Origin of the sequence: Nocardia sp. NPDC051463, from assembly GCF_040681975.1 — a bacterium.
Lineage (GTDB): Bacteria > Actinomycetota > Actinomycetes > Mycobacteriales > Mycobacteriaceae > Nocardia.
The window spans coordinates 26,501-48,215 of sequence record NZ_JBFBAB010000028.1; the positions used below are offsets into that span (position 1 = coordinate 26,501).

At 65.3% G+C, this 21,715-nt stretch carries 17 protein-coding genes; 8 read left to right on the forward strand and 9 right to left on the reverse strand.

Annotated features, from left to right (window positions below):
• From AB0M74_RS28295 to AB0M74_RS28315, 5 genes are all read right to left on the reverse strand, one after another.
• Positions 1–762 carry a GvpL/GvpF family gas vesicle protein gene (locus AB0M74_RS28295; RefSeq protein WP_366529333.1) on the reverse strand — a complete coding sequence of 254 codons (762 nt, stop codon included), beginning with the start codon at positions 760–762 and terminating at the stop codon, positions 1–3.
• Positions 762–1,169, reverse strand: coding sequence for a gas vesicle protein GvpJ (gene gvpJ, locus AB0M74_RS28300; protein WP_366529334.1), 408 nt, complete (start codon positions 1,167–1,169; stop codon positions 762–764). Before gvpJ ends, AB0M74_RS28295 begins: the two co-directional genes overlap by 1 nt.
• Positions 1,166–2,326, reverse strand: a complete 1,161-nt coding sequence (locus AB0M74_RS28305) for an SRPBCC family protein (protein ID WP_366529335.1) — start codon at positions 2,324–2,326, stop codon at positions 1,166–1,168. The genes gvpJ and AB0M74_RS28305 overlap by 4 nt, the downstream gene beginning before the upstream one ends.
• 5 nt (positions 2,327–2,331) lie before the next feature.
• Positions 2,332–2,979 (reverse strand): hypothetical protein, encoded by a 648-nt coding sequence (locus AB0M74_RS28310; protein WP_366529336.1) that lies wholly within the window; start codon positions 2,977–2,979, stop codon positions 2,332–2,334.
• A 257-nt stretch (positions 2,980–3,236) separates the two neighbouring features.
• Positions 3,237–3,743, reverse strand: coding sequence for a DUF6328 family protein (locus AB0M74_RS28315; protein WP_366529337.1), 507 nt, complete (start codon positions 3,741–3,743; stop codon positions 3,237–3,239).
• 758 nt (positions 3,744–4,501) lie between these two features.
• Between AB0M74_RS28315 and AB0M74_RS28320 the strand changes: the two genes are divergently transcribed.
• Entirely contained in the window at positions 4,502–5,071 is a 570-nt protein-coding gene (locus tag AB0M74_RS28320; RefSeq protein ID WP_366529338.1) for a hemerythrin domain-containing protein, read from the forward strand.
• A 383-nt stretch (positions 5,072–5,454) separates the two neighbouring features.
• Here the strand turns inward: AB0M74_RS28320 and AB0M74_RS28325 are convergent, their stop codons facing one another.
• Positions 5,455–6,465, reverse strand: coding sequence for a hypothetical protein (locus tag AB0M74_RS28325; RefSeq protein ID WP_366529339.1), 1,011 nt, complete (start codon positions 6,463–6,465; stop codon positions 5,455–5,457).
• 111 nt (positions 6,466–6,576) lie between these two features.
• Positions 6,577–7,344, reverse strand: a complete 768-nt coding sequence (locus tag AB0M74_RS28330; protein ID WP_366529381.1) for an IPT/TIG domain-containing protein — start codon at positions 7,342–7,344, stop codon at positions 6,577–6,579.
• Positions 7,345–8,077: 733 nt separating this feature from the next.
• Here AB0M74_RS28330 and AB0M74_RS28335 point away from each other — a divergent pair.
• From AB0M74_RS28335 to AB0M74_RS28365, 7 genes are all read left to right on the forward strand, one after another.
• A complete protein-coding gene (locus tag AB0M74_RS28335) occupies positions 8,078–13,561 on the forward strand; it encodes an IPT/TIG domain-containing protein (RefSeq protein WP_366529340.1) in 5,484 nt (1,827 codons plus the stop codon).
• A 269-nt stretch (positions 13,562–13,830) separates the two neighbouring features.
• The gene (locus AB0M74_RS28340; RefSeq protein WP_366529341.1) at positions 13,831–14,691 is read left to right on the forward strand and encodes a LysR family transcriptional regulator; all 861 of its coding nucleotides are present in this window, start codon (positions 13,831–13,833) and stop codon (positions 14,689–14,691) included.
• 69 nt (positions 14,692–14,760) lie between these two features.
• Positions 14,761–15,045, forward strand: a complete 285-nt coding sequence (locus AB0M74_RS28345) for a YciI family protein (protein ID WP_366529342.1) — start codon at positions 14,761–14,763, stop codon at positions 15,043–15,045.
• A gap of 197 nt (positions 15,046–15,242) precedes the next feature.
• The gene (locus AB0M74_RS28350) at positions 15,243–16,217 is read left to right on the forward strand and encodes a 4Fe-4S binding protein (RefSeq protein WP_366529343.1); all 975 of its coding nucleotides are present in this window, start codon (positions 15,243–15,245) and stop codon (positions 16,215–16,217) included.
• Positions 16,214–17,329 carry a 4Fe-4S binding protein gene (locus AB0M74_RS28355; RefSeq protein ID WP_366529344.1) on the forward strand — a complete coding sequence of 372 codons (1,116 nt, stop codon included), beginning with the start codon at positions 16,214–16,216 and terminating at the stop codon, positions 17,327–17,329. The genes AB0M74_RS28350 and AB0M74_RS28355 overlap by 4 nt, the downstream gene beginning before the upstream one ends.
• Positions 17,319–17,915, forward strand: a complete 597-nt coding sequence (locus AB0M74_RS28360) for a cupin domain-containing protein (RefSeq protein ID WP_366529345.1) — start codon at positions 17,319–17,321, stop codon at positions 17,913–17,915. Before AB0M74_RS28355 ends, AB0M74_RS28360 begins: the two co-directional genes overlap by 11 nt.
• A gap of 475 nt (positions 17,916–18,390) precedes the next feature.
• Positions 18,391–19,824, forward strand: coding sequence for an alpha/beta fold hydrolase (locus AB0M74_RS28365; protein ID WP_366529346.1), 1,434 nt, complete (start codon positions 18,391–18,393; stop codon positions 19,822–19,824).
• Between the two features lie 333 nt (positions 19,825–20,157).
• Here AB0M74_RS28365 and AB0M74_RS28370 read toward each other — a convergent pair whose 3' ends face one another.
• Positions 20,158–20,976, reverse strand: a complete 819-nt coding sequence (locus tag AB0M74_RS28370; RefSeq protein ID WP_366529347.1) for a class I SAM-dependent methyltransferase — start codon at positions 20,974–20,976, stop codon at positions 20,158–20,160.
• A gap of 219 nt (positions 20,977–21,195) precedes the next feature.
• Positions 21,196–21,375: a hypothetical protein gene (locus tag AB0M74_RS28375; RefSeq protein WP_366529348.1), complete on the reverse strand. Its 180-nt coding sequence runs from the start codon at positions 21,373–21,375 to the stop codon at positions 21,196–21,198.
• Between the last annotated feature and the right edge of the window lie 340 nt (positions 21,376–21,715).

Consider the following 21,715-nt stretch of genomic DNA (forward strand, 5'->3'; position numbering starts at 1 on the left):
TCACTCCTCGGGGGCTCGCTTCGTCACGAAGTCGTAGGCCGCCATCGGTCCGAGCAGGTTCAGCTCCACCCGGCCGTCCCAATGCTCGCTGAGCTGCCGCAAGGTTTCCTCCAGCTCTGCTTGCCGGGCCAACTCGACCAGCACTGCGATGTGGACGGCATCCTCCTCGTGGCTGGGCTCGCGTTGGTTGACCAGTGGTTCGAACTTCTCGAGTTCGGAAATCACCGTGCGGGTATCTTCGGCTCGCTTGGCCTCGATGGCCTGATTGATCAGCTCGCCCAGCGCGATCCGGGCATTACGGGTGGCGTCCTCCGATTTATCGCGGATCTCCTCGCGGAGTCGGGCGGCCTCGGCGTTCTCGTCGAGCAGTTCCTGCAGGATGGCGTTCTCGACGTAGCGTCCCCTGATCACGAACTGCGCACGGCCCTCGAGTTCCTGCAGTGCGGCGCGGAATTCGTCCGCGTTCGCCTCGAGCAGTTCGTTCTCCACCGCCTCCGTGTCGGTCATGACCGCACCGAATCGCAGTGGCAGCACCGGAGCGACAGTGGCCGACCCGTCCAGCAGTTCGGCATGGGCGGTGAGGTCCTCGGGTGTGCCCAGTGGGCGATCGGACTCGAGCGTGCTGATCAACGCGGCGATTTCACCGTGCCGCACCACCGAGACCTCACCTGGCGGATCGCCCACGCCGGTGGCGTGCGGCTCGGGCTCGACGTCGGCGGGAACGATGCCGTAGACGTAAACGGTGGTTGCGTCGGCAGCCATTACTCCTCCTCGCGCTTGGATGCCCTGTGCACTGTCCGACGCTTCTCCTGCACGTCGCCGAGGAAGTCCGAGACCTTCTCGCCGGCCGCTTCCAGCGCGCCCTTCGTCTTGTGCTTCGCCGCGCCCTCGGTGACGTCGCCGACGATATCGGTCAGCCCCTTCGGTTCGCTGCTCGAGATCTCCAGCCGGTTGACCGCTTCGGCGAATCGCAGATAGGTGTCGACACTGGCCACCACGACGCGCGCGTCGATGGTCACCAGTTCGATGCCGACCAGTGAGACTCGCGCGAAAGCATCGATGACCAGTCCCTTGTCGAGAATCGTGTCTATGACATCAGCCAGGCTGGAGGAGTTCGGGCGCGCGAGCGTGCCGGCTGCGCCACCGCCTCCTGCGGGTTCGATGGTCATCGGCTTGCTCCCTCACTCTTACGCGACCGGCGAGTCACCGAGCTCTTGCGGCGGGCGGCCGGACGACCGCGACGCGGCTTCGGTGCTTCTTCCTCGTCCGGATCTCGTTGGTCGCCCTCTTGCTCGTCGGCCTCGTCTTCTTCGTCGCCTTCGTCTTCGTTTTCGTCGGGCTCTTCGTTGTCCGCGAGATCGTCTTCGGCGTTTTCTTCTTCGTTCTCTTCTTCCTCGCGTGCGGTCTCGTCGTCTTTGACGACCTCGCTGTCGTGGATCTCGCCGTGCCAGCCCACGATGTCGTCGCTGTGCAGCACCGCCTCGGTCATGACCTGCCGCTGGAAGTGCTTGAGTTCCAGGCGGCACCGGCGACCCGCCGCGCGCCACAGATTGGCGGTCTTCTCGAACAGTCCCTTGGGGTGGTACTCGAGCACCACGAGGATGCGGGTGAGCCCCGGGGTGATCTCGTGGAAGGTGACCGCGCCGTCGATGTAGCCTTTGGCGCCCTTGGAACGCCAGACGATTCGCTCGAACGGCACCTGCTCGAGGATCGTGGATTCCCAGGTCCGTCTCGACCAGAACACTTTGCCGGTCCAGCTGAGCTTCTCGTCGGCGACCTGTTCGACCTGCTCGACCTTCTTCATGAACTTCGGAAAATCCGCGAACTGGGTCCACTGGTCGTAGACCAAATCGACCGGAACCCCCACGTCGATCTGCTCGACGATATTGGTTACCTTCAGCTTCTTGCCGCCGCCTTTGCCCTTGCCGCCGGTCAGTGACTCCTTCACCGCCTCGAAATTCTCGCGGACCGAGTGCCCGAGCTTGCTGACGCCTCCGCTCAAGGCCGCTCGCAACGGCGAGGCACCTCCGGCCAGCTTCTCCACGCCGGTCACCGCCGCCAGCAGGTTTCCCCCGTTACCCTCGGCGTAGTCGTTCAGCCGGCCGGCGGTCTTCGACATCCGGTCCGACAGCCCGGACACCGCGCGTTCGGCCAGGTTTCCGGCGAGGTTCTGCACAGATTGCTGCAGGAGTCCTGTCGGGGTGGGGTTTTCAGCGGTTTTCCGGGCCGTCGACCCTGCCTTGGTCGCAGTTTTGGTGACCCGGCCGACAGTGCCGGTGGCCGCCTTGCCGACCCCAGCCGTCGTGTCGCGCAACGTCTTCGCCATCGACCTCACCTCCTCGTGCGTCGCACGGGCGCTTTGTCGGCGTCGGACCGACTACGGCGTCGGGCGGACGAAGTCGGCTTGCGATCCCCGGACCCGGACTCCGACCGGGACCCAGACCTACGCACCGAGGTCCGGGAGTCAGTTTTCCGCCCGCTGGCGGACCCCGTCCGGCGTGTCCGTGTTCGCGCGGTGGATTGCCCGGTGTCCTCCTCCTCGTCCTCCGCTTCGTCGTCCTCGAGGTCTTCGTCTTCGTCCTCGTCGGCGGCCGCTCGCTCGTGCCGTGTCGGTTCGTCGTCGTACTCGTCCTCGTCGGATTCCGTTTCTCGCGACTCGTCTCGATCCTCCTCGCCCGTCAGGAGCGTCGAGCCCTGCTCCAACCGGGCGTTGAACGCGTCGATGCGGTTGCTCGCTGCGGTGACCGCGGCCGACCGCACCGCGCCCAGTAACTCGCCGCGAACAGTGTCGGTGAGCTGGGTCAGCTGCGGCGACGATTTGAGCAACGAAGTCCCCTGTTTCAGCAGCTCCGCGGGCACTCCCGAGGACCGCCTGGACATTGCGGCACCGGCCATCATCAACGCAAAGCGCATTTTGTGCGTGCGGCCAAGCAGGTACCCGATGCCCACCCCTATCGCAATTCTTGTTCCACCCTTCATGCTCACTCCTTGCTCGCTCGACTGCCACCGGTGCGGCCCAGGTCGGAGCTGTGACACCCCTAGGAGTGGGTGAGGCCACATTTAATGGCTGCATCTCAGCGTATGCCTAGTTATCAGATGGGTCGATGGCTTCCGTCTGCGAAGACCCGTGCATGTTCGGCATCCGAGTCGTCATCCAGCGACCAGTGGGCCGGGGTCGAGGCGGCAGGCGGCCAACGCCCGAACGCACTGACGTCGACCCGGCGTAAAAGGTCCGATCACGGCCGAAACTGGTATTCGATGCTCCCCTTTCGCCATCGCCACGGTGCGACGACCCAGGCCGCGGCGAACAGGACCACGACAACCACGCCCGCAATCGCGCCCTCGGTGGTGTCCTCGACGACGTCGACCACCAAGACCACCGCGCCGATCAGCGACACACCGAACAGGGCGATACCAGCCATAGCACATCGATGCGCCGCCTCGACCACATTGCCCATACGGTGCCGCCGGAACAGAATCCGATGCCAGGACACCGGTGCGACAAGGGAAATCATCGCCGTGACAGCGGCGGCAACAGTGGCCAGATAGAGCAGCCGCAGCGGGTGCGACAGTGTGGCGAACCCGGTCTGGAACGGCAGAATCAGCAGCGCCCCGATGAGGAACTGCACGCCGGTTTGGACCACACGCAATTCCTGGATCAGAGATTCCCAATTCCGGTCCAGCTGCTGGCTCTCGGTTTCTCCGCGTGGATTTCGATCCGAGGTGTGATCTTGTGCGGTCACGAACAGCGTCCTTCCGCTACCGTCCGCTTACCCCGGTTCCAAACACATACACCCTCCGGTGCTGGTGATCGGCAAACGCGTGGACTCCGTATACCGAGTAGGCCGCGCGCGGTCTTGGCGCGACCTTTCCTGTCGGGCCACCGAAGTGCTCGTGGTCGGTATCCAGCCGCGCCAGCAGCGACGTGTTCGGACCAATCGCCGCCCCCGATCCCGACGGTCGGCTGATGCTGCCAGTTGGAGTAGGGATCGCGGTTCAGCGACTCCGCGCGCAGTGCGCTGCACCAGAGCTCCTTGCCCCTGGCTACTACGCACCGCCGGTCGCCGTCACGATTTTGTCGTCGATCGCAGCCACCGCACGCTGGGTCCTTCCGCACCTGGTCGGCGAGGTCGCCTATCGGGAATGCACCGGCTCCAGCCTGCATCGTCCAAGCTGGCGCGGGCTCAGGTTCGACCGCTGTCCCATCGAGGTCAACTGCCGGGTCCAGAGGGAGAGAGACCCGCTGAAATGTCTCGATGTGCAGCGTGTCGATTGGTTGGGTAAGACGGATCGGTCGCACTGGTCGACACGCGCAGCTGCTGACCGGCCCAAGTACGCTTCAGAGATGTCCGACAATACCGCTGGGCGCTCGACCCCGGGACTTCTGGAAAGGTGAAGCGGACGCAGGTGGCTCGGCAGTGCGTCATCTTCGGCTCCCGAAGCGACCCGCCAGCTAATGGCCGTTCAGTGTTGACCTGAAGTGCAGTATCAGGGAGGAACCGTGGACATTACCGAGCTGATCCTTGATGACCACCATGAGCAGCGGCGGCTGTTCGCGATCCTGGAGCAAATCGATCGCGCGGAGACCGGTGTGCTTTCCGCGATCTGGGACAGGCTGGCGGCTTTCCTCGAGCTGCACGCGCAGGCGGAGGAGGAGATCTTCTACCCCGCACTGCTGCAGGCCGGTATCGCAGCCCGGCGCACGGGCGGGGTGGAGGACGAGACCCTCGACGCCATCCACGACCACAACGAGATCAGGGACGCGATCGCCGAAGCGGCGCGTCATCAGGTCGGCACCGATGACTGGTTCACGGCCGTCGCGGCGACGAACTCGGCCAACAGCGATCACATGGCCGAGGAAGAACGCGAGGGCCTCACCGACTTCCGCCGCCTGACCGGGGTGCCGCGCCGCCACCAGCTGGCCGTCGCCTTCGCCGCCTATGAAGCGCGGAACTACGCCGGCGTCCAGCCCGTCGACAAGGATCCCGTCAGCTATGTCCGCGCGGCAGAGAGGAAGTTGTGGACCGCTACGAGCGGATCGCTGAGTGTTGGCAGCCTGAAACGGAACTGACCCGGCGGACACCCGCCGTTCGAGCGATGGATCGCGGCACCAACTCGTGACGCGAGCCCGCCAGGCCGCGGCCAAAGCCTCGGTCGGTCGGCGTTGATCAATGCCGTATGGAGTTGCTCGTCGCCGCCGGTAAGGCCCCCGCGTTCAAGGGCTGTTCAGCCATAACGGGACACCGCGCCTTCATCGCCCGCCGCCGACAGCTGCGCCCAGCGAGGATACCGCCGACCCACCGATGCCGAATGGGACGAATTCCTCGGCCACTTCGAACGCCGCACACTCGCCCTCGGCGACTGCGGACGAGCATACGGAAACCAGCCGCATCCGGTTTTCCCTACGGCATCGGCGATGTCGGCGGTGGTCGGCCCAGCGACTACGAAGCCAACTCACGCACTCTCGTGCGACTTCATCAGCAAATTCTCCAAGCTGACCATCTGGTCGGAGTACGTGCGGACGCCGATGACCGCTACGAACTCACGATCACCGGCACGTTGCTGGAGGGAACTCCAATAGTTGGCAAGAAACCAACCCGCACCGGAGGTGCCTCGCGGGCCCATGCCCGCGCAAATTATCCAGTATCGGTCGGGGTGTAGATCCGGGCTCGGTCGTACCCGCGCGATGATCCCGATGTTGCGGTCGTCGCTCGATTCATACCGGCTTCCATCAGCCAGCTCCAGATGCTCCAGGTAGGGGCTGTCCTCAGCAGGACTGTCGCTGATGGTGAACAGCGGGCGCTGGACGCTTGCGAGATACACATGGGTGCAGTCGTTGCTGCTCAGTCCGAAACTGATGTACGGGCGGTCGCAGTGCGCGACGATGTCACGGTCGCTCTGGAAGTCGATCGCAATGTTGGTGTGGCGCTGAAGCAGGGAGAACACGTACAGTAATCCGCGAATATCGTTCTCCGTCACCATGACCGTGACGTCGACGTGATGTCGAGCCGAGAACGCACTGGCCTTCCTCTCGAATATGCGCTGACGGGGAATCTTCGCCGCCTGGAGTGCGTCCACAGACCGGCTCGTCAGCTCGAAGGCCGGGTAAACCAATGTCGTTCCGTTAGCGACCATCTCAGGCCCGAGGAACGCCTCGAGATCGATGTCGGTGGCCGGAAGACCTACCTCGTGCGATCGATTGCCTGCTGGCGCGGAGTTGGCCATCTGAAACAATCCTTCGACCGTCCAGCCCGGGAACATCTTGGCCAGTACCCGGCAGTGATAGTCGCGGGGAAGTCCGATCATCCGGCCCGATAGCCATTGGTAGTACTGAGCTTTCGCCGGCCCGTGCCCCGGGGGAATGATCGGGTCCAGTTGCGCGGCGCATCTATCGTATGCGGCCAGAAAATCCGGATGACTCTTGAGATGCCGCTCCGCCAGCAGCATCTTCAGTACCGTCGCCAATGAAAACCCCCTCTGCCCCTGCAACCTCCGTCTATGGTGTGACGGATTCTGCGCTATCCGCTCAACTTCGCCGCGACTGGGCCTGTCGGCAACACCCCATCGACGGCCCAGTCACGTCAGCGGTCGGACGTAGGTGTAGGGGACGCCATTGCTGGCTCCACCCGCTGTCGTGGCGGTGACCGACACAGTTCCGATCCCTACCGGGGCGACCGCCGTCAGCTGTACAGCCGAGTCGACCGTAAACGACGTCGCCGTCGTGCCACCGAAAGTGACCGCAGTAGTCCCGGACATGTTCGTCCCGGTCAGGACGACCGTCGTCCCACCCGCGACCGGCCCCACATTCGGAACCCCGTTGCTGGTGCCAACCAAGGTGGTGACGGTGACGTGCACGATCCCCGTCCCAGGAGGAGTGACGGCCGTGATCTGCGTGTCCGAGTCGACGGTGAACGAAGTCGTCGCTGTAGCACCGACACTGACCGCGGTGACTCCCGTCAGGGCCGTCCCGGTGAGGATGACCGTCGTCCCAGCCGAGGTAGATCCTTGGCTGGGACTGACGCTGCTCGAAGCGGGAACCGCGAGATAGGTGTAGGAGATCCCGTTGCTGATTGCTCCCGAATTGGTGACGGTGACCTGCACCGAACCGACCGACCCGCCGGGGGCGATGGCGGTGATCTGCGTATCGGAGTCGAGAGTGAAAGTGATGGCGGTGGTGCCGAATCGCACGGTTGTAGGACCGGTGAACCCGGTGCCGGCAATCGTGACACTGGTACCCCCCCGTCGTGGGACCCGAGGTTGCGCAGAGGAAGGTGATGGCAGGCATGGTGGTGCCTCCTTCGTTTCGGGTGGTGAGGGTTCCTCTGCACCAGGGGGTGCCCGAATCTCCTAGTGGCCCGGCTCTTTCCATTAACGCCCCTGGACCGGTACCTGGGCAATGAGACGCCCGATCCGGTTTCGTCCGTTTTCGGATTGTCGCCGGGACGTTGCGGGTGCTGACGCTTCGGGCAGACAGGCCCTGTCAGGCATTTGCCGCAGCGAGTTTTCGTCGGTGCGGTGGCGCCGTCGGTGTGGTGGCGCCGGAGGTCGGTCGCCGATGACTTCGGTAACCGCGGAGCGAGCGGCGACCTCGCCGAGGATCTTCCATCGCAGACTCGAGCCCGAGGCTCGCGTCACCATTCGTCATGTTGAGTGCCCTGCCTGTGCAGAGCCCCTCACACCCGCGTACCAGGATGTGCGCCTGTCGATCCCGCGTGGTCCCCGGCACGATCCGGCAAGTGCCGTATCGCGGTACTGGTTCTGCCGGCCACCGCCCGGTATCCGGTGATGGTGGCGATGCTCGTCAACGGGTCGATCAGCTCGCTCGGCCGCGGCGATATCGCCGCCGCCCTGTCCGCCCGCATAGCCCGCCAGCAAACACCAGCGCCGTCTACTGCACCCACCGAACGGGCGACCGGCCGAAGCCGAAAACGGATACAAACCGGACGAAAACGGACCTGGGATGCATTGCCGAAGTGCCGCCGCTGGTGGGTTACTGGGGATAGGCGGTTGTAACAGCTAGGGCCTGTGCTCCTGCGGGAGAACACTTTTCACTAATCACTGGTTAGAAGGTAAGAAGATGGCACCTGTAATCACCTCGCTGACACCCTCGTCCGGCCCTGCAGCGGGTCTCAACTCTGTAATAATCACTGGCTCCGGATTCAGTGGTGTGGGTCCCTTGGCTGTCCGGTTCGGCACGACGGCAACAACATTCACCATCGACTCCAATACTCGGATCACCGCCATCGCTCCGCCTGGAACCGGCACGGTGAACGTCACCGTACAAGCACTGCTGGATGGCACGAGCGGCCCGCTGCCCTACACCTATGCTGGGGTTCCTACCTTGACCAGCATCAGTCCGGCTTCGGGGTCGGCGGCTGGTGGGACGACGGTTGTGCTGACCGGGACGAATCTGACGGGTGCGACGGCGGTGAGTTTCGGTGGTACCCCTGCGACTTCGTTCACTGTGAACTCGTCGACGCAGATCACGGCGGTGGCGCCTGCCCATTCGGTCGGGACGGTGTTGGTCAAGGTCACCACCGCCGGCGGAACGAGTAACGGTGTTTCCTTCACCTACGTCGCGGTGCCCACCCTCACCACGGTGGTGCCCAACGCCGGTCCGGTCACCGGCGGCACCACGGTCGTGCTCACCGGCACGAATCTGACCGGTGCGACCGCGGTGAGTTTCGGTGGTACCCCGGCGACTTCGTTCACCGTGAACTCGTCGACGCAGATCACGGCGGTGGCGCCTGCCCATTCGGTCGGGACGGTGTTGGTCACCGTCACCACCGCCGGCGGAACGAGTAACGGTGTTTCCTTCACCTACGTCGCGGTGCCGACGCTGACTGCCATCGCCCCGAATGCTGGTCCGGTGACCGGTGGGACGACGGTTGTGCTGACCGGAACAGGTCTGACGGGTGCGACGGCGGTGAGTTTCGGTGGTACCCCGGCGACTTCGTTCACGGTCAACTCGTCGACGCAGATCACGGCGGTGGCGCCTGCCCATTCGGTCGGGACGGTGTTGGTCACCGTCACCACCGCCGGCGGAACGAGTAACGGTGTTTCCTTCACCTACGTCGCGGTGCCGACGCTGACTGCCATCGCCCCGAATGCTGGTCCGGTGACCGGTGGGACGACGGTTGTGCTGACCGGCACGAATCTGACCGGTGCGACCGCGGTGAGTTTCGGTGCTACGCCAGCGACTTCGTTCACCGTGAACTCGTCGACGCAGATCACCGCCGTCGCCCCCGCAGGTGCGGCCGGAACGGTGTCGGTCACGGCTACCACCGTGGGTGGCACGAGTAACGGTGTCTCCTTCACCTATGTTGCGGTGCCGACACTGACTGCCATCGCCCCGACCGCTGGTCCGGTGACCGGTGGGACGACGGTTGTGCTGACCGGAACAGGTCTGACGGGTGCGACGGCGGTGAGTTTCGGTGCTACGCCGGCGACGTCGTTCGTCGTGGACTCCGACATCCAGATCACGGCTGTCGCCCCTGCCGGGACGGCTGGGACGATATTGGTCACCGTCACCACGGCCGGTGGCACGAGTAACGGTGTTTCCTTCACCTATGTCGCGGTGCCCACCCTCACCACGGTGGTGCCCAACGTGGGTCCGGTGGCTGGTGGGACGACGGTTGTGCTGACCGGAACAGGTCTGACGGGTGCGACGGCGGTGAGTTTCGGTGCTACGCCGGCGACGTCGTTCGTCGTGGACTCCGACACCCAGATCACGGCGGTCACACCGGCAGGTGCGGCCGGGACGATACTCGTCACCGTCACCACTGTGGGAGGAACCAGCAACGGTGTTTCCTTCACCTATGTTGCCGTGCCGACACTGACTGCCATCGCCCCGACCGCTGGTCCGGTGACCGGCGGCACCACGGTCGTACTGACCGGCACGAATCTGACCGGTGCGACCGCGGTGAGTTTCGGTGGCAACCCGGCGACGTCGTTCACCGTGAACTCGTCGACGCAGATCACCGCCGTCGCCCCCGCAGGCTCGGCCGGGACGATACTGGTCACCGTCACCACTGCCGGTGGCACCAGTAACGGTGTCGCCTACACCTATGTCGCGGTGCCTACCCTGACCGCGGTGGTGCCCAACGCCGGTCCGGTCACCGGCGGCACCACGGTCGTGCTCACCGGCACGAACCTGACGGGTGCGACGGCGGTGAGTTTCGGTGGCAACCCGGCGACTTCGTTCACCGTCGACTCGTCGACGCAGATCACCGCGGTCGCCCCCGCAGGTGCGGCCGGAACGGTGTCGGTCACGGTTACCACCACCGGTGGCACGAGTAACGGTGTCTCCTACACCTATGTTGCGGTGCCTACCCTGACCACGGTGGTGCCCAACGTGGGTCCGGTGGCTGGTGGGACGACGGTCGTGTTGACCGGAACGGGTCTGACGGGTGCGACGGCGGTGAGTTTCGGTGCTACGCCGGCGACGTCGTTCGTCGTGGACTCCGACATCCAGATCACGGCTGTCGCCCCTGCCGGGACGGCTGGGACGATATTGGTCACCGTCACCACGGCCGGTGGCACGAGTAACGGTGTTTCCTTCACCTATGTCGCGGTGCCTACCCTGACCACGGTGGTGCCCAACGCCGGTCCGGTCACCGGCGGCACCACGGTCGTGCTCACCGGCACGAACCTGACCGGCGCGACGGCGGTGAGTTTCGGTGCTACGCCGGCGACGTCGTTCACTGTCGACTCCGACACCCAGATCACCGCCGTCGCACCCGCAGGTGCGGCCGGAACGGTGTCGGTCACGGTCACCACCGCGGGTGGCACCAGTAACGGTGTTTCCTTCACCTATGTCGCGGTGCCTACCCTGACCACGGTGGTGCCCAACGTGGGTTCGGTGACCGGTGGGACGACGGTTGTGCTGACCGGAACGGGTCTGACGGGTGCGACGGCGGTGAGTTTCGGTGGTACCCCGGCGACGTCGTTCACCGTCGACTCGTCGACGCAGATCACCGCCGTCGTCCCCGCAGGTGCGGCCGGAACGGTGTCGGTCACGGTTACCACCGTGGGTGGCACGAGTAACGGTGTTTCCTTCACCTATGTTGCGGTACCCACCCTCACCACGGTGGTGCCCAACGCCGGTCCGGTGACCGGCGGCACCACGGTTGTGCTGACCGGAACAGGTCTGACGGGTGCGACCGCGGTGAGTTTCGGTGGCAACCCGGCGACGTCGTTCGTCGTGGACTCCGACATCCAGATCACGGCGGTCGCACCCGCAGGTGCGGCTGGAACGGTGTCGGTCACGGTTACCACCGTCGGTGGCACGAGTAACGGTGTTTCCTTCACCTATGTTGCGGTACCCACCCTCACCGCCATCGCCCCGACCGCTGGTCCAGTGACCGGCGGCACCACGGTTGTGCTGACCGGAACAGGTCTGACGGGTGCGACCGCGGTGAGTTTCGGTGGCAACCCGGCGACGTCGTTCGTCGTGGACTCCGACATCCAGATCACGGCGGTCGCCCCCGCAGGTGCGGCCGGAACGGTGTCGGTCACGGTTACCACCGTAGGTGGCACGAGTAACGGTGTTTCCTTCACCTATGTCGTGGTGCCTACCCTGACCACGGTGGTGCCCAACGTGGGTTCGGTGACCGGTGGGACGACGGTTGTGCTCACCGGAACAGGTCTGACGGGTGCGACGGCGGTGAGTTTCGGTGCTACGCCGGCGACGTCGTTCGTCGTGGACTCCGACACCCAGATCACCGCGGTCACCCCCGCAGGTGCGGCTGGAACTGTCTCGGTCACTGTCACCACCGCGGGAGGAACCAGTAACGGTGTTTCCTTCACCTATGTTGCGGTACCCACCCTCACCGCCATCGCCCCGACCGCCGGTCCGGTGGCCGGCGGGACGACGGTCGTACTGACCGGAACAGGTCTGACGGGTGCGACCGCGGTGAGTTTCGGTGGCAACCCGGCGACGTCGTTCACCGTGGACTCCGACACCCAGATCACCGCCGTCGCACCCGCAGGTGCGGCCGGGACGGTGTCGGTCACGGTCACCACCGTCGGTGGCACCAGTAACGGAGTCTCCTACACCTACGCGGCGGTACCCACCCTCACCGCCATCGCCCCGACCGCTGGTCCAGTGACCGGCGGCACCACGGTTGTGCTGACCGGAACAGGTCTGACGGGTGCGACCGCGGTGAGTTTCGGTGGCAACCCGGCGACGTCGTTCGTCGTGGACTCCGACATCCAGATCACGGCGGTCACCCCCGCAGGTGCGGCTGGAACGGTGTCGGTCACGGTCACTACCGCGGGTGGCACGAGTAACGGTGTTTCCTTCACCTATGTTGCGGTGCCCACCCTTACCACGGTCGTGCCCAACGCCGGTCCGGCAGCAGGCGGGACCACGGTCACCATCACCGGGACGAATCTGACGGGTGCGACGGCGGTGAGTTTCGGTGGCAACCCGGCGACCTCGTTCACGATCGACTCCGCCACCCAGATCACGGCCATCGCCCCCGCAGGTGCGGCCGGGACGATACTGGTCACCGTCACCACCACCGGTGGCACGAGTAACGGGGTCTCCTACACCTATGTCGCGGTGCCCACCCTCACCACTATCGCCCCGAACGCCGGTCCGGTGGCCGGTGGGACGACGGTCGTGTTGACCGGAACAGGTCTGACGGGTGCGACGGCGGTGAGTTTCGGTGCTACGCCGGCGACGTCGTTCGTCGTGGACTCCGACACCCAGATCACGGCGGTCACCCCGGCAGGTGCGGCCGGGACGATACTGGTCACCGTCACCACCACCGGTGGCACCAGCAACGGTGTCGCCTACACCTACGCGGCGGTGCCGACGCTGACCACGGTGGTGCCCAACGCCGGTCCGGTGACCGGCGGGACGACGGTCGTGCTGACCGGGACGAATCTGACCGGTGCGACGGCGGTGAGTTTCGGTGGCACCCCGGCGACTTCGTTCAGTGTCGACTCCGGCACCCAGATCACGGCGATCGCCCCAGCTGGGTCGGCAGGGACGATATCGGTCACTGTCACCACCGCGGGAGGAACCAGTAACGGCGTCTCCTACACCTACGTCGTCGTTCCCACCCTCACCACTATCGCCCCGAACGCCGGTCCGGTAGCAGGCGGGACGACGGTCGTGCTCACCGGAACAGGTCTGACCGGTGCGACCGCGCTGAATTTCGGTGCTACGCCGGCAACCTCGTTCGTCGTGGACTCCGACACCCAGATCACGGCGGTCACCCCTGCCGGGACGGCTGGGACGATATTGGTCACCGTCACCACCGCGGGAGGAACCGTCGACGGAATCTCTTACACCTACGCGGCGGTGCCCACCCTGAGCGTGGTCAGTCCGACTTCGGGCACGGCGGCAGGCGGGACCACGGTCACCATCACCGGGACGGCATTGACCGGTGCGACCGCGGTGAGTTTCGGTGGCACCCCGGCGACTTCGTTCAGTGTCGACTCCGTCACCCAGGTCACCGCCATCGCCCCCGCCGGCACGGTCGGAACGATATCGGTCACCGTCACCACCCCGGGAGGAACCAGCAACGGGGTCTCCTACACCTATCTCTGACGGCTGGTGTGGCTGGGCCGTCGGTGGGCAATTGCCTGCCGACGGCCCAATCATGTTGCGGTCCAAGGTGTGGGGCCGCGCCCCGCCTTTCCTGCGCGGCGAAACCGACTACACCGCCGAGCAGTTGGAAGCCCGATCGGACCCTCCATCGAGTCGTCATATCCCGAGGTTCATCGCAAACAGGGGAACGGCACCCTCATCTTGTAACTCGTCGAGTTCCGCGCATCGCCGCTGAGTGCGGGAGGGAATGGTCGTGGTTACCTGGTGGGGTGGAATTGCGACAGCTCCGGTATTTCTGTGCGGTGGCCGCGACAGGCAATCTGACCCGTGCCGCGCAGGGGCTGGGATTGCGTTCACCGTCGTTGAGTCAGCAGATCCGGGGGTTGGAGCAGGAACTGGGAGTGGAGTTGTTCCACCGGTCGGCGGCAGGGATGACGCTGACGGCGGCGGGTCGGGCGTTGCTTCCTGAGGCGCGGGTGGTGCTGGCGGCGGTGGATCGGGGATTGCGTGCGGTCGCTGCGGCATCGGCGAACCCGATGCTGTCGATTGGGGTGCCTGCGGGAGTCGTCGAGGATCTTCCGACGCGGATCGTCGCGGCCGCCCGTCGAGCTGGTGCCGGGGTGGAGCTGCGGGACCTGGAGACCGATGCGCAGGTGGAGTTGCTGAGGAAGAGGGTACTCGACGCCGGGATCGTGTCGCTGCCGGTCGAGGCCCAGCACATGGCCGTGACGGTGGTGTCCGAGGAGCCGTTGGGAGTGCTGGTGGGTGCCGAGCACCGACTGGCGGCCGCCGGTGCCGTGGAATGGCCGGATCTGGTGAGCGAGGACCTGTTGTGGTTCCGGCGGGAGCTGGCCTCGGGATATCACGACGCGGTGCTGCAAGTGTGTCACCGCAACGGCTGGTATCCGCGGTTGCGGATCGCCACGGCGCGACGGTCGATCACGCTGGCAGAGCTGGCTGGTGATCCCGGTCTGGTGGCGTTGCGCCCGCGACGCGACGGCGCGCACGAGTCGGGTTTGGTGTGGCGGCCGCTGTCTTCGGACGCGCCGAAGTTACGGCTGGGTCTGGTATTTCCGCGTGATACGCGTCACCAGGCGTTGCCGCGGCTGGCCACTGACCTGAGCCCTTAGTCAACGCATAACCCGTGTAAGGCGTTGCCTCGTGGACGCCTATGGTGCGTGCGGAGTGTGCTGTGCGGCATGTTCATTCTCGACTTGACCTATCGGGACGGCGCGCTCGATGAACTCGACGCCTGGATTCCCGAGCACTATGCCTACATCGACCGCCACCTGGCTGCCGGGACGTTCCTGATGTCCGGACGCAAGGTGCCCCGCACCGGCGGTGTAATCCTCGCCCAGGCTCCTGACCGCGCCGATCTGGACGCCGTGATCGCCGAGGACCCTTTCCTGCGTGCGGGCCTGGCCGACTACACGGTCACCGAGATTCAACCGACACGGTCGGTCATCGCCCAGATTGCCACCTAACCGAGCGAATCACGCCGTCGCCGCAGCAGCCGTCAGACTTGCCGATCTCGGGTGCTCGGGAAACCGGACCTCCGCTGCCGGAGTAATACTCCCGGATGAGCCGATGCGCGCTGTTGGTCGAGAGCTCCGCCGATGATCTCGGGTCCCACCGATGATTTTTCGTGCCAGGCGGTGTCTATATCTCTGGGAGGTATGACGTGACTGGAATATTGGATGCGACCGAACTGCGGCAGGTCTGCCTGGACGCCGGAGCTGACGACGTCGGCTTCGTGGCACTGGACACGCCTGGCCTGGAGGGGGAGGTCGACTATGTGCGCGAAGCGCTTCCGAGCACCCGCTCGCTGATCGCGGTGTGTGTGCGGCTGGCGCGGGACAACTTTCGCAGCCGGGCGGCCAGCATGGTCAATACTGAGATCGATACCGCGATACCGGTGCTCGACCGGATCGGCCACAAGATCAGTATCGCGTTGCAGGACCGTGGATTTCGTGCCATGTACCCGTCTGTGACGTTTCCCGTCGAAGCGCACCGACTACCGAGCCGTGGCTGGACGGTGTCGCACAAGCCGGTGGCGGTGGCTGCGGGGTTGGGCCACATGGGAATTCATCGCTGCGTGATCCATCCGAAGTTCGGCAGCTTCATCGGGCTGGGCACCGTGCTGACCGACGCGCGGATCGCACCGTATTCCCGGCCGCTGGACTGGAATCCGTGCCTGGGCTGCAATCTGTGCGTGGCCGCGTGCCCGGTGGGCGCGATACACACCGACGGCAGTTTCGACTTCAACAGTTGCTACACCCACACCTACAACCAGTTCGTGAACAACTTCGCCGACTGGGTCGAAACCATGGCCGACAGCATCGACGCCGACGATTACGGCCAGCGCATGAGCCCGGGCGAAACCACCATGCAGTCACGCCGCCAGTATCGTTCCGGCTACTGCGTCGCGGTGTGCCCGGCTGGTGAGGACGTGATCGGGCCGTATCTGGCCGACCGTAAGGGTCACCTGCAGCTGGTGCTGCGCCCGGTACAGCGCAAACCCGAGAACGTCTACGTCAGCGCCGGATCGAACGCGGAAGCCCACGCGCGCAAGCTGTACAAGCAGAAGACAGTGCGCTACGTGGAAACCGGGATCATGCCGCCCGATGGCATCGACGCAGCACCGGAGCCGAAATGAACGACGCCGAGCGGCTGTGGAATCCGCTGCACGTCCCGGTCGAGCGGGTCTCGCGCGAGCGGCCGCATCCGACGGTCGCGGCCGCGCTGGCCCGAGCCGAGCAGGTGCCCGCCGGTGAGCCCGCGGACCTCGATGCCGATTGGCTGCGCGAGATGTGCCTGGCCGCGGGCGTCGACGACGTCGGCTTCACGGCACTGGCAACGCCCGGCCTCGAGGGCGAACGTGACTACGTCCTCGAGGCACTGCCGGGCACCTGCACCCTGATCGGATTCTGCCTGCGAACCAGTCGCGACAACCTGCAGAGCAGATCGACAAGCGCCGCCAACCGCGATGTCGCCACCACCCAGGAGTTGGCGCACGAGGCCGCCCGGCGCATCTGCCTGGAACTGCAGCGCCGCGGCGTGCGTGCGCTGTATCCGGCATCCGGATTCCCGGCCGAGATCCACCGATTCCCCAACCGGAGCTGGGTGGTCTCGCACAAGCTGGTGGCGGTGGCCGCCGGGCTGGGACAGATGGGGTTGCACCGCAACGTCATTCATCCGAAGTTCGGGACCTTCATCGTGCTGGGCACGATTCTGATCGACCGGCCGGTCTCCCGGTACTCGCAACCGGTCCTGTCGAATCCGTGCATCGACTGCGGGTTGTGCGTGACCACCTGCCCGGTCGGCGCGATCCATGCCGACGGGGGATTCGACTTCGACGCCTGCTACACGCACAACAATCATCACGAACTGTCGAACTTCGCGGGCTGGGTCGAGGAGGTGGTGGACAGCGCGGACGCGGCCGACTACCGGCGGCGGGTAACACCCAGCGAGACCTTGTCGGTGTGGCAGAGCCTGTCGTTCCAACCACAGTTCCGCGCCGGATACTGTGTCGCGGTGTGCCCGGCCGGTACCGACGTGCTCGGCAACTTCCTCACCGACCCGGACGGTCACGCTCGCGACGTGGTGGTGCCTCTGATGCGGAAACCGGAGTATGTCTACGTCGACACCGGCTCGGCCGCCGAGTCACATGTCCAGTCCAGGTTTCCGCACAAGACGGTCCGTCATCCCCGCCGGATGACGGTGCCGGAACCCGAGATCGACCCGGTGCCGGAGCGTCATGACCAGTGACGGTGACCTGCGCCGGGATCTGCCGATCTTCGAGATCTATGTCGGCCGGGGCGGTGCGCGGCTCGAGATTCATCCCTGGTTCTTCGTCGCCGGACGGCAGTATCTGGGCATGACCCGGGTGCTGCCGCCGGGAACCGGCCGCGCCCCGACGCACGTCCACACCGGCGTCGTCCAACGTTCGTTCCTGCTCGCCGGTGCGCAGGCCGGCTATCGGAATGGCGGGCGTACCCGCACGCTGTCACCCGGCGACGACATGATCATCGAACCCGGTGTGCCCCACACCGATCCGTACAACGACACCGACGCGCCCATCGTCGTCCGCAGCCTCTACTCGCCGGGACCGGTGTGGTTACTGTCGTTCGCCAGAACCCTCGGGCAGGCGCTGCGGGACGGAAAGGTGAACTCGCAGCAGGAACTTCACCTGCCGCATCTGCTGATGATGCTGGGGACGCCGGGTTCGGTAACGTTCGCGGCGGGAATTCCGCTCGGTGTGCAGCGGCGGATCCTGCTGCCCGCTGCCACCCGTTTCGCAAAGCACCGAGGTCATGCCCCGGCAGCGGGCTTGCGCGCCCACATCTTCCGTTGACCGGCGGTAGTCGCGGCGCGGTTCGACCCAAGACCGGTCGGTTCCCAACCATGCGTGTGCGTACACAACCGCCCGGATAGGCCGGGGCTCCGGAAATCGCCTCGCCGCGGGCCGATGCTTCGAATCTGGGAGCGGAAGGCCGGCAGGGCCTGCTGGTCCTCGACCTTGCCGCGGGCTTGCTTTGTGCAATGGTTGAACGCTTCGACATCCTTCGATCGGGTTGGTGGGAAGTTCCACTACGGGTTGGACCGTGTTCTGGACGTACTCGATGCGCCCCGAAATGCTTGACTCATCCTGAGTGGGTGTGGGTTACCACAACTGAACCCCCGTCTCGGCTACGGTTCACGTCGCACCAACCTGCGTGATTCCTCATGTCGAGAGGTGAATGTTGTCGGTGAACCTGTTCTGGCGTTCGATGTCTGTAGTGGCGATGTCCTTGCTGATGGTTGTGCCGGCGTTGAGCCAGGCTGACCCGGTGGCCGACGCGCGACCGATCGGGTTGGACCGGTTCTATCACCAGCGGCTCGAATGGCAGCCTTGCGGCGTGGCGAATATCGACAGGGCCGGTGGCGAGTGCGCGGATGTACTGGTGCCGCTCGACTACGGAAATCCCGACGGTCGCACGATGACCGTGGCGATTTCGCGGGTGAAGGCCGGCGATCCGGTGCGGCGGCGGGGAATTCTGCTGTCCAATCCGGGCGGTCCCGGTGGGGAGGGTCTGGACAGTCTGGATCTGCTCGGTGATGTGCTCTCGCCGGAGGTCTTGGCGAGTTACGACCTGATCGGCATGGATCCGCGCGGGGTCGGCGAATCCGGTCGGAGTCTACGGTGCGGGTGGCCGGTAGGTGAGATGATTCGGTCGGCGGGTCTGGATCCGCTCGGATTCGTGCACGACACCGTTCAGTCCGCGGGGATGGCCGCGACCTGCCTGATTCGTGATCCGAACAAGCTGAGGCAGTTCACCACTCGCAACACCGCGCGTGACATGGACGTTGTGCGAGGCGCCCTGGGTGAGGAGAAGGCCAACTTCTATGGCGTGTCCTACGGCACCTACCTCGGGGCCGTGTTCACGCAGATGTTCCCCGAGAGGAGTGACCGCATCGTGCTCGATAGCACGATCGACCCGGACCGGTATTGGGAGGGCCTGGTTCAGGATTGGGGTCCGGCAGACGAGATCGCGCTGGACGACTGGGCCGGCTGGGTTTCCGGTCGGGATGACGAGTTCCGGCTAGGTGCGACTCCACAGCAGGTTCGGGCGAAGATCGAGGAGCTCGTTCGTATCGCCGCGCGCCAACCGATTGTCATCGATGGGTTTGCCATCGACGATCACTGGCTTCCGTTCATCATGCACGGATTGCTGATGAACTTCCGGCTGAACGAAGCGATGGCCGCCACTGTGCGGGAGATTGCCGATGCCGCAAGTGGTCCGCCCACTACATCGCGAACACCTCGGCTTCGTGCCATCGTGGAGGCGCTGCGCGACAATGAGAATTCGGTGCTTGCGCAAATCGCCTGCGGCGATGTCGGGGCACCGATTGATCCGACCTGGTACTGGCGCAACATCGAAGAGACCCGTGCTACGCAGCCGGTTTTCGGCGCGCTGGCGAACAATATCCAGCCGTGCGCCTTCTGGCCTCGCCCGGTCGAGTTTCCGACTGTCGTCCGGAATTCGGTGCCCGCGCTCATCCTGCAGGCAACGGGAGATCCCCGAACTCCTTATGCCCACGGCGTCCGATTGCATCAGGACATGGCCCAGTCGCGGATGGTGACGCTGCAGGATGTCCGTATCCACATGACATTCCGGCCCGAACTCAGCGGCTGCGTAAACCATGCGATCAACACATACTTCAGCGTGGGAACCATGCCGGACACCGACATCACCTGCTACGCGGATCATTCCACGCCATAGCCCGCACCGTTGCCCCAGGATGATCGAAGAGAAGTGCCGCCGACACGGTGGACAGCGCCGAGAAGGTGGATTCGTCCGTCATCGCGGCCTGTTGGCCGCCCGCAACTGTGCCCGAGACGTGGAACGGACTCGGGAGACCGCCGCGGTTTATCGCGGGCTGTCTATTGGCGGCCGGGCATAGGTCACGCGAAGCGAAACCCCCTGGCCTACGTCACCGACTACGCGAGTGCCGGCTGCTCCGTGCTCATGCTGCTCATAGGTAGCCGGTGTGGGCCGCTCTCGGATCGGCCACGGTGCCTGTCCGACTGTCCGAGCAACTGCATATGACCCAGTTCAGGCCGATCGGCGCGCGGTGACCAAGAGGTACTCCCACTCCATCCGCCCGTTGCCCAGATCGTGTTGGGAAGCGAGATCCGCGAGTTCCCGGTCCAACCGCGCGATCCGGTCGGGTTCCGCGGCAATGGCCTTGTACACGGCGACCGTCGGTCCGTAGTAGGCCTTGAAGAAGTCGCGGAACTCGGCGCCGTCGGCGAAACGATCGATGACCGCGTTTTCGCGTCGCAACCCCAGGTCGGCGACGCGATCGCCCAAAAGCGACCGGACATGTGTCTCGTCGCCCCACATCGGGGGCGGCAGCGCACCCGGCGGGGGCGGCGGCGCGAACGGTTTCATGGTGGCGAACATCTGCCCAATGAATCCGGTGGGTGTCCAGTTGATGAGCCCGATCGTGCCGCCCGGCTTGGTGACCCGCACCAGTTCGTCCGCGGCAGCCTGGTGGAACGGCGCGAACATGATGCCTACGCACGAGATCACGGCGTCGAACTCGGCATCGGCGTAGGGCAATGCCTCGGCGTCGGCTTCCTGCCACTGCAGATCGACGCCCCGGGCGGCGGCGAGACGCTGGCCCGCGTCGAACAGCTCCGGTGTGAGGTCGCTCGCGACGACGTCCGCACCGGTCTCGGCGGCGGGGATCGCCGCATTCCCGGATCCGGCCGCGATGTCCAGCACGCGCTGACCCGGGCCGATACGGCAGACCTCGACGAGACGCCGACCCAGCCCAGGGATGACTTCGGTGGCGACGGCCGGGTAGTCGCCCAGTGCCCACATTGCACGATGTCGCGTCTTGAGATCAGCGGGGCCGGATTCGGTCATCTGATGCTCCCTCTGTAATCGGGCCGGCGGAGGCCGCCGAACCTGATCGATGGACAACAAGTCGCGAAGTCGACTGTTGTGCAGGACAACTGCGGCTGAACGGTGAGCGTGGTGTACCAGGGAAAGGCCGCTGTCGGAGCGGCCGATGTGCGCGGGCTGACACGACCGCCATTCCGGCCTGTGCAGGCCCGGTGGTGCGCTGCGGGCAGCGGGTTCTGCTCATGCTCTTTCGATGCGGTACCACGATCGCCAGTCGCCGAGGTCCGCAGGCTCGATATGATCAGCACCCGGTTCGATCGAACCCAACCGTTCTGCTGGCAAGCCGGTGAAAACGCGCCGGTACGGCCGCAGCTTGTCGTCGGGATCGAATGTGTCCATCTCGATACCGGTAATCTCCATGGCGATATGATCCTCCACCAGGCCCTCGAACAGCGGTAGGTTGATGTGCACCGTGTTGCGGCTCGGCTTGTCTGATATGTGGTAGTGCCCTTCTCGGACAATCGAGGCTGACCCCATCTGTGCTGTCGCCGAGTCGATTCCGAGCTGTGTGCGGACGACGTTCGACTCCAGTCCATCCGGACGCGGCCCGAAACGGTTGCGCCGTGACGAGCACCGAGCGGACTCGCCACCTATACGGCGACCCGATCCTCGAGCACCCGCGTACCTCCCGGTTGATCGGCGGCTGGTGGGTGGTGGCGAGATGAGCGATCGGGAGATCGTTATCGTCGGGTTCGTGGCT

Bases quoted from the DNA above. Each gene is read 5' to 3' on its own strand.
- AB0M74_RS28355 (WP_366529344.1), top strand. From the start codon at position 16,214: ATGAACGACGCCGAGCGGCTGTGGAATCCGCTGCACGTCCCGGTCGAG.
- AB0M74_RS28305 (WP_366529335.1), bottom strand. From the start codon at position 2,326: ATGGCGAAGACGTTGCGCGACACGACGGCTGGGGTCGGCAAGGCGGCC.
- AB0M74_RS28335 (WP_366529340.1), top strand. From the start codon at position 8,078: ATGGCACCTGTAATCACCTCGCTGACACCCTCGTCCGGCCCTGCAGCG.
- AB0M74_RS28310 (WP_366529336.1), bottom strand. From the start codon at position 2,979: ATGAAGGGTGGAACAAGAATTGCGATAGGGGTGGGCATCGGGTACCTG.
- AB0M74_RS28345 (WP_366529342.1), top strand. From the start codon at position 14,761: ATGTTCATTCTCGACTTGACCTATCGGGACGGCGCGCTCGATGAACTC.
- AB0M74_RS28375 (WP_366529348.1), bottom strand. From the start codon at position 21,375: ATGGAGATTACCGGTATCGAGATGGACACATTCGATCCCGACGACAAG.
- AB0M74_RS28295 (WP_366529333.1), bottom strand. From the start codon at position 762: ATGGCTGCCGACGCAACCACCGTTTACGTCTACGGCATCGTTCCCGCC.
- AB0M74_RS28360 (WP_366529345.1), top strand. From the start codon at position 17,319: ATGACCAGTGACGGTGACCTGCGCCGGGATCTGCCGATCTTCGAGATC.
- AB0M74_RS28370 (WP_366529347.1), bottom strand. From the start codon at position 20,976: ATGACCGAATCCGGCCCCGCTGATCTCAAGACGCGACATCGTGCAATG.
- gvpJ (WP_366529334.1), bottom strand. From the start codon at position 1,169: ATGACCATCGAACCCGCAGGAGGCGGTGGCGCAGCCGGCACGCTCGCG.